Genomic DNA, 11,862 nt, shown 5'->3' with positions numbered 1-11,862 from the left:
TGCCCGAACGGGTCGCTCGACAAGGGTTTCAGTCAGAAGTTGGCTCAACTTGTGCCCGAACGGGTCGCTCCACAAGGGTTTCGGTCAGAAGTTGGCTCAAGTTCTTCCTGAACGACGAGGCCGAGAAAGATTTCGGTCAGAAGTTGGCTCAAGTTCTTCCTGAACGACGAGGCCGAGAAAGATTTCGGTCAGAAGTTGGAGCAACTTGTGCCCGAACGGGTCGCTCCACAAGGGTTTCGGTCAGAAGTTGGAGCAACTTGTGGTCGAACGGGTCGCTCCACAAGGGTTTCGGTCAGAAGTTGGCTCAACTTGTGGTCGAACGGGTCGCTCCACAAGGGTTTCGGTCAGAAGTTGGAGCAACTTGTGCCCGAACGGGTCGCACGAGACGGATTTCGGTCAGAAGTTTGATCAACTTGTTCCCGAAGGAGGCTGAGGCCTTCCGTGCCCCGGCAAAGAAGACACTGTGAGTAAGACCGAAGGGATTAGGAACAGATGTCGCACTTGTTCCTGTGGTGAAGACGTCCGTGTAGTGTATCCAAGCAAATAATTTGCTTTAAAAACAACAATCTAGTGAAAAGAGCCTAAATCATTCAATGCCCTTATCCCAACCATTACCACACATATAAAACGAGTTGACATGGATATTATAAATAAGCTATCGTAAAGATGATTTCAGACAGAAAAGGAGTTTTGCAAATGGATAAGAAAGTTCAACCAAATGAACCGTTAGTAACACATATATATACGGCCGATCCATCGGCACATGTATATGAAGGAAAAATATACGTTTACCCTTCCCATGACTTAGATCACAACGGACCTTCCAATGACAACGGAGACCAGTATGCAATGGAAGATTACCACGTCCTCTCCATGGAGAACTTAGATTCTCCTTGCGTTGATCATGGGGAAGCCCTTCACGTAAAAGATATTCCATGGGCAAAACAACAGTTATGGGCTCCAGATGCAGCATTTAAAAACAATACATATTATTTGTATTTCCCTGCACGGGACAAAGATGATATTTTCCGAATCGGGGTTGCCACAAGTGATAATCCTGCTGGACCATTTACACCTCAAGAAAGTTACATCCCAGGAAGTTTCAGTATTGACCCTGCTGTTTTAGTTGATGAAGATGACAAAGCTTATATTTACTTTGGCGGTTTATGGGGCGGTCAACTGGAAAAATGGCAGACTGGCACATTTAGACCAGATGGGGAAGGGCCTGCGTTAGATGCACCGGCATTGGGACCAATTGTTGCTGAATTAAGCGATGACATGCTTACTTTTAAAGGAGATCCTCAGGAGATTAAAATTGTTGATGAGGATGGAAATCCAATTCTAGCAGGGGATGAAGAAAGAAGATTTTTTGAAGGTCCATGGGTCCACAAATATAAAGACTATTATTATCTCTCTTACTCAACAGGAACAACGCACCTGATTGCATATGCAACTAGTAAAAGTCCCACTGGTCCATTTACTTATAAGGGAACGATACTCACACCAGTAACTGGTTGGACAACACATCATTCCATTGTACAATTCGAAGGAAAATGGTATTTATTTTATCATGACTGTTCATTGTCCGATGGAGTTGATCACAAGCGAAGCGTTAAATTTACGGAACTTAAATATAATGCAGACGGCACCATACAAACGATTGATTACAACTCTTTATAGGTTACTTAATAATGTTCATGCTTCATAAACTCTTCCGAAGGTGGACTTAGGCGTTGCCCTTGCCTAATCCATGCAAAAGAATTATCAAATAATACAGAAAGTGGCTGTCACCAAAAGTTATACATTGGAGACAGCCATTTCCCTTTCTGAGCGTTTAAAAAAAATGAGTATTTCATATTGTCACGGTTAAGAACCGTTTATAAATCTAATTTTTGCCCCATACTTCACCTTTTAATACGTTTTCGGTTGAAGAATTTGTCTATGAGCCAATACAATCCTCCCCCGGTCATATAAGCAACAATATCCCATGGATCGGAAACACTGGATGAGTTATAAACAGGTGTTACATACTCCCAAAATAGACCTACACCGAACGTAAACAAAAGAATTCGTTTGAGGTTTCCTAAGTAATAGTTATTCTGCTTGCCAACACAAATAAAAAGATTTGCAAGTGCAACGATCATTATACCGCCAAAAATATCATTGAAATACCCATAAAAAAAGTTATGATCAAATGTTTCTTTTAATAATGTATTGTTTAGAAGATATGCCCCTGTGCTTATCAGTATGGAGACAAAATTTATAAGAATGATAGAATGATGACTGCCACGATAATAGCTCCCACTACTCCCCAAAATGATAGCCCTGAACCTCCCTCTGTCACAACTGGATTTAATTTTGATTCAAAAGGAAATCCACAATTTGGACAACTATCTGCTTTTGTTGAAACAGTGTGCCTGCATTCTGGACAAGGTCGCAACGCCATATAAACTCCCCCAATTAGATCTATTCCGCAATTTTATATTTAAATCAACATGTTATCTCACTTCCACTATAGTACCATATTTAGTTAAATGATAAAGAATTATAGCAGAAGTTAAGGATCTACATAAGAAAAGCGCAAGCGCCTATGATCACGAGCGTAGGGCAGTGCCTCTTCCTCTACAAGTATCGCTCTGAAGAGTATCCGTCCATCGGGCAGAACGCCACGTCCTGTGGCTTGCCCGATATTAGGACGTCCTGTCCGTTCATCGGGCAGAACGCCACGTCCTGTGGCTTGCCCGATATTAGGACGTCCTGTCCGTTGAGGCAACTCGAAGCATAATCGAAGGGCAGCATCGCTCGCGTGCTGCCACTGAAGTAAACGCTCGTTGGACAGCGAATTCGAAGAAGTAGCTAGAAGTCTGCTCTTTGACTTCAGTTGTCACTTCCGAAGTGGCTTAGTGGGACTGTAAAAGTGAAAAAGCACCACTTTTTCAGTTCCCATGCGAGTAGGCGATGGAGCTAGACAATACCCGAAGGTGCCAAAACCTATAAATTATTACCTATTAAAAAAATAAAAGCACGGGACGCATATCATATCATAATACATTATTGTCCCGTGCTTTTCCCTATTAATTTGTGTTTTCTAGTTGTCCTGTGAGTGTAAGTGGGAGAGAATGTTCTTCACCACGTCGGTTAACGGTAATGGTCACTTCCTCACCAATTTTTGTCTTCGAGTATAGATACTTTCTCAAATCACTGGCTGAACTAATCTCCGTATCATCAATTTTAATAATAATATCCTCTACTTGTAAACCTGCATCTGCTGCTGCAGATCCAGGATCAATATTTGTAATAATGACACCTTTTTCCAAGTCATCAGAGTATTGCTGTAAAAAGAATTGTGGGATCTCTGATAAATTGGCAAGACCTACGCCCATGTAAGGACGGTTCACTTTTCCGGTCTCCATAATCTCATTTACTATCGTTTCAAAATCTTTGCTTGGAATGGCAAAACCTAACCCCTCCACACCTCTTTCTCTTATTTTAAGGCTATTAATTCCAACCATTTCCCCTTGTGTATTAATAAGTGCTCCTCCGCTATTTCCAGGGTTGATGGCCGCATCTGTTTGAATGACATCTAATTCCCATTCTCCAACAGAAGTTGTAACGGTTATGTTTCTGTCAATGGCACTGACAATTCCTTGTGTCACTGTTCGAGACAAATCTAATCCTAGGGGATTACCAATCGCCAATACAGTGTCTCCAGGACGAAGTTTTGACGAATCCCCAAAGGCAATTGGTGTTGCATCATACTCACTATCGATTCTTAACACGGCTATATCCGTTAGCGCATCAGATCCTATTAGCTCAGCAGAGGCTTTTTCTCCATTATATAATGAAACTTCTATTTCACTGGCACCTTCGATGACATGTTGGTTCGTAACAATATATGTCCCTTCCTCCTCTTTTTTGAAAATAACTCCGGACCCTGTTCCACTTTCCACCGTGCCATTGCTACTTGCCGAAGGATGGAATCCTCTTAATTCCTGTACATTTACTACTCCAACAATTGCTTGAGCAGCATTTTCTACCACATCTGCAATCGTCGCACCATCTTCTGTCATAGGTGGTGCGGTAACAGTGGTTGATGGTTCATCCAAATCAGTAGCATCTGTAGTATCTAGCCCTGCATAAATAATCTCTTGTGGGTTATCGATAAATGGCACAATCGCGAAAGTTAAGACCGATCCTATGAAACCAGCGGCAACCATCTGTCCAAAACTTTTCCATTTTGATGGAGGACGGGAACCACTATTCCTTCCGTTTGTATAATGTGATTTTGGTAGTGAGTCACTAATTGTTTGTTGTGTCGATAGTGGAGTTTGTTCCATCCATTGGTCTTCGGGCTGTTCTAGACTTGTTTTGTTTACTTCAATAGGTGATTGACTTTCCACATTGATTTCCTTTTCTGGTGAAGATTCCATTGATTGAGAAGGTGATTGATCTCCCGATAAAGGTTGGTTTTGATTTAAGTCATCATTATAATTCGTCATCTTCCATCCTCCTATATTCAATTACTATTTTAATTCTCATTGCTGTACTCTTCTTGATGACTATAGTAATCTCTGAATGTGTCAGGAAAATGTCAGAGTAAAAAGTTTTTGTTTTATTTTTTCGTATGGCCTTTTCCTTCCGCTCTCTCTCAGAGATGTTGGTGTCACCTACAAAATCTAACCTTTCTCTAACTATGTTCCGTAGTAAAAGTAAAGGCATGTACCAGGTTTCTCTGCCTGATACATGCCTCTCCTATCATAAATAATTCGTCTGAATATTAACCTTTTTTCTCCACTATGTTCCCGCTATCATTCCTTGGCAATTCTATTTTAAACGTTGTTCCGTCGTGTGGCTTACTTTCCACAAGTTGAAGATCACCATTATGGGCTTTCGCCAACATCTTACTAAAAGGAAGGCCAAGGCCAAGGCCCCTAACTTTATATTTCTTGTTTTCGCCACGATAGAACCGCTCAAAGATCATCTCCTGGTCACTTTGGGGGATTCCTGCTCCAGTATCCTCCACAAAGATTACAACAAAATCCTGATTTAAATTCAGTGAAATGGTTATTTCCCCTTCCCCTTCCAATGCCTGCTTTGCATTGTTTAACAAATTAATGATGATTTGCTGCAAGCGTAATATATCTACGGGAATGGATACATCGTTTTCCAATGGGTTAACAATTACTCTAGGGTGCCAATTATTATTTCCTTCGGTCAGATTCCATTGGTTCACAATATCAAAAACCACATGGTTGATAGATTCCCATTCTTTTTTTACAGGAAACTGACCAGAAGCAAAGCTATTGAACTCCAAGAGATCCCGAATCATCATTTGCATCCGGTTCGTTTCCTTCAGTGAAATATCCAGGAATTCCGCTGCCTCTTCCCCGGTCACAACTTCGTCCTTTAGAGCTTGTAGTAACCCGCTTATCGAAGTGACTGGTGTCTTTAACTCATGGGTAACACCTGCTAAGAGTTCCGTCCTGATAGCCTCAAGCTGATCCAATCTGCCAGCCATGTCTTTAAAAGAATGGACAAGTTCATAGACTTCTTTTTCATTAATATCGTTTTCATTCAGCTTAACCGTATACTCCCCTGCTTGTATTTGCTTAGCCGCACTTGCTACTGATTTTATCGGGTCCGAAAGTTTCCTTGAAATATAATAGATCACTCCCCACCCTAGGAGGGCAAGACTGATTAACATGACAATTAATAAATGGTACTCCTGATCGACAGCAGCTACTTCTCTCTCCGGCTGAGTAACCACTACCCATCCAATATGGATGGTTTCCCATATAACCGGTACTTTCACCAAATAAAGAGTTTCCGTTTCTCCTCTTCTGCCGCTCAACTGTATTTTTTGAGTTTCATTATCCTTTTGCAAAATATCCTGTGGTATGGCTCTAACAAACTGAAAACCGATGGTTCTTTGTTGAATAATTCGCCCATCCAAATTCGTTATATAAATATTGCTATTAAACCGTTCAGGCTGAAACTCTGGCAGTTCTCCCCCTCTAGTTTCCAGCTGATCTTGATCATTATGAATAATCCGGTTGGCCCATTCTTCCGCAATAATCGTCATCGTATGGAGCCGGTGCTCAATAGTGGATTGCCGAATCCAAAGAGCAGAGATAATCCCGATAATCACCAGACCAACACACAAAGTAATGACATATCGGGTTGTCCAATATCTTAATAATGTGGTTTTTTGTTTAGACTTTGGGTGATTTAACACTGAATTGATACCCCAATCCCCGAAATGTTTTTATTTCCCCTTCCTCTTCCGGCCAGTCGGAAAGGGATTTTCGAATTCGTTTGATGGCCAAGTCTACCGCACGATCACTTCCTTCATAATCGATGCCCCATACTCGCTCGATCAATTGATCCCTCGTAAACGTCTGATTGGGATGTTTCACCAAAAATAAAAGCAACGATAAGTCCCTTGGTGTTAACGCTACTTCCTTCTCAGATAACAAAACACGATGAGCCTTAAAGTCTACGATCAGATGTCCAAATTCCGCCGTTTCCTTCTCGTCTTTATCCAACTTGGATCGCCTTAATACAGCCTGAACTCTGGCAATTACCTCGTCAGCAACAAACGGTTTAGATACATAATCGTCCGCTCCACCATGGAGACCTTGAATTTTATAATTGACATCCCCTAAAGCTGTCAACATGATTACTGGACAGCTGCTTTTTTCGCGGATCAGATTCAGTACCTCCCAGCCATCTTTTCCAGGAATCATCACATCCAGAAGAACAAGTGCTGGCTTTTCTTTTGAAAAACAGTGGATCGCCTCTTCTCCATCAAAGGCTTGGACCACACGGAAGCCTGATTTTTGCAAATATACTCTTAATACTTGACTGATTGCTACTTCATCTTCCACTACTAAAATGGTTTCCATCTTTCTCATCTCCCTAAAGGAAGGAATTTTCTCATACTTCTTTGTATTTTATCATTCCAATGTGTCAAGTAAATGTCAACATAAAAGAAAAGGAGAAAAACGTATAGTCACCAGCGTAGGGCAGTGCCTCTTCCTCTACAAGCATCGCTCCGTTGTTTATCCGTCCATCGAGCAGGACGCCACGTCCTGTGGCATGCCCGATATTAGGACGTCCTGTCCGTTGAGGCAACTCGAAGCTAACTCGCGAAGTAAACGCTCGTTGGACAGCGAATTCGAAGAAGTAGCTAGAAGTCCGCTCTATGACTTCGGTTGTCACTTCCAAAGTGGCTTAGTGAGACTGTAAATTGGAAAAGCACCACTTTTTCAGTTCCCATACGAGTAGGCGGTGGGGGCGTGAAGCGCCACCATGAGTGTTTCTTATCTCTAAAAAAACATTTGGACAATTGAAATTGTCCAAATGCTTCGTCTTTCATTTCAATTTAATTTCCCTCAAGAAGTTCCCTTGTAGCTTCTAAAATCTCTTCATCCTTCAACCGGAATTTAAACTCCACACGGCGCGAATCCTCATAACTGTAATTCCCATCGTCATCGTTCCTGCCATCTGTATAGGATCTGCCATTTACGGTTAACTTTTCTTTCAAATGCTCTTGAATATTTTCATACGGGAAGTCTTCACCAAGTATATATTCTGCCACACTGAAGGCCCTTTCCTGGGATAATTCCAGATTATACAAATACCCACCAGTCCTATCGGCATGACCTTCGACTATTATTTCTGATATGTACTCTTCATAGCCGCTTTCCAGGAGAATGTCTAAATAGGCTGGAACAAATTCATCTAGGAACTCAAAAGCTTCTGGCTTTAGGATGGCCTCATCAAATTCAAACAAAATGTCCGTGTTAAAAATCATGGCTCCCGTATTTTCGTCAATTTCAATTCCGAGGGTTGATTCCTTAAATTCTTCATTTAAATCATCAATTAAATTTACCCTCACCCCCATGATTTGATCAATCGTCCGCTTCATCTCTTCTATTTGAAATGATTTAATGACCATCATGATGATAAAGATAAGGACAAAGCAGAGTAATATAGCCGTTAATAAATCAGTGAAGGACGGCCAAAAATGCCCTTCATCCTGCTCCCCTTTGAACAGCCTTCTGTATTTACTAATCATTGCTTCCAACCCTCACACGATGGGTTTGTCTTACCGCTTCCTGCATAAAAGACTGGAGCAGACGATTTAAATTTTGGAACTCCTGGCCCAAGTCCTGAATAGCCTGTTGTGTCTGACGGGTACTCCGTTGCTGATGATCTTCTGTAATATCACTGATCTGCTTAAATTCCTTTTTGATAGCGTCATTCATATCCACTACATAGTCCCCTAAACTCCTGCCGACCTTATCCAGTTTATCTCCAAGTGTTCCTTCCAGCGTTGAAACGTATCTGGAAAGGGTATCCTTTAGGATCCCTACGCTTGCTTCCATCTGATTCTCCCTTTGGTGAAAAGAGTCTGTAATTTGAGCTATCGTGCGGTTAATTTCATTCAGCATCTGATTATTTTTCATGGCAATCTGTTCGTACGTTTTGGATGCATCATTTAAATGTCTTTCAAATGCAGCCGATTCTGTGGAGTGAGATTTTAAGTGTTGGTTAAAATCACGGTTGAACTGTTTCATTTCTTCCAACCGCCCTGTAAACAAGGAATGATATTCCCCTTGTGCCATATTGATTGTCTCTAAGGCATCTGGCAATTGCACGATGGAATTCCCCATTTTATCAAAATCATTCCGAAGTTCCTTTAAATAAGAATTGATCCCAGATAGTTTCGAACTCACATCATCACCAAAGATCCCCTTAAATTGGCGATTATTTTCCTTCATAAGCTTTACAAGATTATCACTTTGAGAAATCATCCTTTCAAAGGACCCATGAGCTGCTTCTTGCTCATTCACCATGGTGGATAGATAGTCCCTCCACTCTTCCATTGAACCTTCGAAATTGGCGAGAATTTCCCCTTGGGATTTCGATAATTCCTCCATTTTTTTATACGTCTCATGGAAGGCACTTGCCATTCGTTCATTCCGCTTATCACTTTTATTAAAATAGGAGAACAACTGATCAAAGTTTTTATTGAGTGTCGTAACCCCTTGATCAAAACCACTTGTCACTTCTTTCATTTTTGTAAACAGGACGGTAAAGTCCTTCAAGTTTGACGAGAGCCCATCATTAAACTTGGCTAAATCCTCAGCGGATTTTTGGAGACCAACCGTGTACTCTTGAAATCCTTGAAAGGACTGTTCAATATTTTGGAGGGATTCCTGATTCGACTCCCTCAACTGAACAATGGAGGTGTTAATTGTTCTAGAAACATCGATTAATTGTGTCATCGCATCCTGTTCATCTTCTCCAAGCTGAGACTCTGTTTTTAGCATAATGTCCGTTAGTAAATACTCTGTATTCCACACTCTCGTAATCACAGTCATCAGGAGAGATAGTCCCATACCCACAATACTTGTATAAAAAGCAACATCCAGACCTGCCAGAACAGCTGCCACATTTTCCACTAGTTGCTCACCTGTGGCATCAATACTGCCAAGTGACATGGCGAGGCCAATGAATGTACCTAATACACCAACCAATATAAAAACTGAGATAGTCATCTGAATCATTTTAATAAGGCTGACTACCGGTATATGCAACACACGCCAATCGGAAAATTTCTGTTGCACAAACGTTTCAGCCTTTACGGATTCTTGTGCCTTCTTCTCGTCAAACTCCGTCTTAAACCGATTTACCGGATCAATCTCTAAAGATTTGCTCGTACTTAAATGGTGACCGATTCTCCGAAGCTTACTGTACAAAATAAAATGGACAAGAAATGTCACAACAAATGTGACAAACAGTACTAAAAAAATAAACTCAATTAATGGATTGGCAAGGATGGATTGTACCTGTTGTTCACTTATAAATAGTCCTAGAATTGCTTCCACCATTAGAAAAACCTCCTATAGTTATGCCTCCAGGTTTTGCAAATGTCTGATTATTGGTTCTGGAGTTGTCCGTTAATCTTCTTACTTCATGCTATTCAGAGGTTGGACAAAACATGTTTATTTCATGGTGGGATTTTAAGAAAAGAAGCATAATCGTGGCGTAAGTACTCGTTGGCACTAGACAGGAAAACGAAACTATCTTGTCAAGCAACAAAGAGGCTAGGACATAACTAAAGTGTTTAATCGAAAATCCGAACAACACACAACCATAGCGAAGGATATTTCCGTAGCTAATGATTACTTGGATTTTTCATTGAATAAAACACTTTTGTCCCAACCTCTTTCTTACCTACAGTCAAGTGTTTTTATTAATTAATAACTATTTTTTGGGTGGGAGGGGTACCACTCCCACCCAAAAAAACATTTTGGAAATGACAAATAGACCTGACGAGTTATGTTTTTTCGAAAGGTCATCTATGTTATAGTGTAAATAACTGATTACGAACAGATGGATGCTGTATTGTAATCATAGGTGATGTTGTGTGTGATTAGATGAAAGGCCACTTTCAAGAACTTATTCACACATGCAATTGACGCAACTTTATGGGGTTTGCCTTGAGGTTGCGTTTTTAATTTGTCATAATACTCTACAATATGATTGTTGGACTTCTTACGAAGTTTAATCATCGATTGAACCATGTAGTACAATAGTTTTCGTAATTTGTTATTTCCTCGTTTATTTATTTTATCTTTATAAAATGTATTACCAGATTGATAACGCATGATATCAATTCCAACATATGCATTCAATTGTTTATGGTTCTGGAAGCGTTGTAGATCCCCTAGTTCTCCAATTAGTCTTACAGCAGTCACCTCTCCAATCCCTGGAAAAGAAAGTAATACCTGATACTCAATACGATCTTTTGAAAGTTCAACCATCTGTTTTATAAGCATGTCTTTTTTCGCTTTAAGATCTGTGATACGTATAGCATAATCCCGAATTTGGTCACAACGAACATCATCTTTTGATATTGCTGGATAGGAATCTTGTGCTGCGTGAAGTAATTCTATTGCTTTTTCTTCTGCACGTTTAAGGGATATGTTCTTTTTTGTATTCCCTTTTATTTTATTTCGTATTACAGTTTTAGAACATGCCAATACTTCATCTGGGTGTGGGAAAAGCTGAGTGACGTTCAAAAAGAGAGCAGAACGTTTTGAAAAAAGACGCTCTAATTCAGGAAAACTAAGCTGTAAAATAGCGTGCAATCTACTGTATAGACTTATAATTTCACTATCTAGTTCATCGTAATAACGTGTTAGTGCGCGCATTTGTTTATAGTAGTTTTCTTCCTGGTATGTCGTAGAACGTTCTGTTCGAAAATGAGATTTAGCAAGCCCATGAGCATCACTTATATCTGTCTTATGACGACGCATCGAAGCCGTTTGTAGATTCGCTTCTAACGGGCTAACTCTATGATAGGTGTAGCCTTCTGCTTGAAAAAACTGTTCTAATGGTCTCGAATACACTCCTGATGCTTCAAATACAATTTCAGGTGCTTGACCATCCCGTTTAATGATTTCACAAATCCTTTCATTCAAGGCTTTAAAGGACGATTTATTATGTGTAATTTCGCCTTCATATTCACATTTATTATAGTGATTATAGATAACCATTGTACTTTTCCCCATACTAACATCGAATGCTAGAACATGTTTCATGTTCATTTCTCCTTCTCTTACCATTCATAGAAGCCTTCACATTGCCTTATCGATTCCACTTTCTTTTACTCGATCTCTTAAGGACCCAACATACTAAACTGATTCAAATAAGGGTGTGAAGTCGGCCGGTTTATAATACGGACTCTTAAATGGTCCTAGAGGCTGGTCGGCCTTACTTCACTTCTACTATAAAAAAATAGTAGCACAAACCCTGGCCAGGGTCTGCACTACTAATGTTAGTATGTTT

At 40.4% G+C, this 11,862-nt stretch carries 11 protein-coding genes; 1 reads left to right on the top strand and 10 read right to left on the bottom strand.

The window, feature by feature from the left end; all coding sequences use genetic code 11:
• Nucleotides 1-696 precede the first annotated feature (696 nt).
• Entirely contained in the window at nt 697-1,680 is a 984-nt protein-coding gene (locus KS419_RS06535) for a glycoside hydrolase family 43 protein (RefSeq protein ID WP_217065264.1), read from the top strand.
• Nucleotides 1,681-1,904: 224 nt separating this feature from the next.
• On the opposite strand, the gene KS419_RS06530 is transcribed toward KS419_RS06535, so the two are convergent.
• From KS419_RS06530 to KS419_RS06485, 10 genes are all read right to left on the bottom strand, one after another.
• On the bottom strand, nt 1,905-2,315 hold the full coding sequence (locus KS419_RS06530; protein ID WP_217065263.1) for a hypothetical protein: 411 nt from the start codon (nt 2,313-2,315) through the stop codon (nt 1,905-1,907).
• Complete coding sequence (locus tag KS419_RS25680) at nt 2,261-2,446, bottom strand: zinc ribbon domain-containing protein (protein ID WP_217065262.1); 186 nt, start codon at nt 2,444-2,446, stop codon at nt 2,261-2,263. The genes KS419_RS06530 and KS419_RS25680 overlap by 55 nt, the downstream gene beginning before the upstream one ends.
• Nucleotides 2,447-2,557: 111 nt before the next feature.
• A complete protein-coding gene (locus KS419_RS06520) occupies nt 2,558-2,773 on the bottom strand; it encodes a hypothetical protein (RefSeq protein WP_217065261.1) in 216 nt (71 codons plus the stop codon).
• A gap of 301 nt (nt 2,774-3,074) precedes the next feature.
• Nucleotides 3,075-4,499, bottom strand: a complete 1,425-nt coding sequence (locus KS419_RS06515) for a S1C family serine protease (RefSeq protein ID WP_246593688.1) — start codon at nt 4,497-4,499, stop codon at nt 3,075-3,077.
• Between the two features lie 278 nt (nt 4,500-4,777).
• Nucleotides 4,778-6,235, bottom strand: coding sequence for a HAMP domain-containing sensor histidine kinase (locus KS419_RS06510; RefSeq protein ID WP_217065260.1), 1,458 nt, complete (start codon nt 6,233-6,235; stop codon nt 4,778-4,780).
• The gene (locus KS419_RS06505; RefSeq protein WP_217065259.1) at nt 6,213-6,905 is read right to left on the bottom strand and encodes a response regulator transcription factor; all 693 of its coding nucleotides are present in this window, start codon (nt 6,903-6,905) and stop codon (nt 6,213-6,215) included. The genes KS419_RS06510 and KS419_RS06505 overlap by 23 nt, the downstream gene beginning before the upstream one ends.
• Before the next feature lie 64 nt (nt 6,906-6,969).
• Nucleotides 6,970-7,134, bottom strand: coding sequence for a hypothetical protein (locus KS419_RS06500; RefSeq protein ID WP_217065258.1), 165 nt, complete (start codon nt 7,132-7,134; stop codon nt 6,970-6,972).
• Nucleotides 7,135-7,384: 250 nt separating this feature from the next.
• On the bottom strand, nt 7,385-8,080 hold the full coding sequence (locus KS419_RS06495; protein ID WP_217065257.1) for an OmpA family protein: 696 nt from the start codon (nt 8,078-8,080) through the stop codon (nt 7,385-7,387).
• Nucleotides 8,073-9,899: a MotA/TolQ/ExbB proton channel family protein gene (locus KS419_RS06490; RefSeq protein ID WP_217065256.1), complete on the bottom strand. Its 1,827-nt coding sequence runs from the start codon at nt 9,897-9,899 to the stop codon at nt 8,073-8,075. Before KS419_RS06490 ends, KS419_RS06495 begins: the two co-directional genes overlap by 8 nt.
• A gap of 495 nt (nt 9,900-10,394) precedes the next feature.
• Nucleotides 10,395-11,615: an IS110 family RNA-guided transposase gene (locus KS419_RS06485; protein ID WP_246593679.1), complete on the bottom strand. Its 1,221-nt coding sequence runs from the start codon at nt 11,613-11,615 to the stop codon at nt 10,395-10,397.
• Between the last annotated feature and the right edge of the window lie 247 nt (nt 11,616-11,862).

Source organism: Evansella tamaricis, assembly GCF_019042215.1.
Classification (GTDB): domain Bacteria; phylum Bacillota; class Bacilli; order Bacillales; family Salisediminibacteriaceae; genus Evansella; species Evansella tamaricis.
This window is presented reverse-complemented; position numbering and strand designations above follow the sequence as displayed.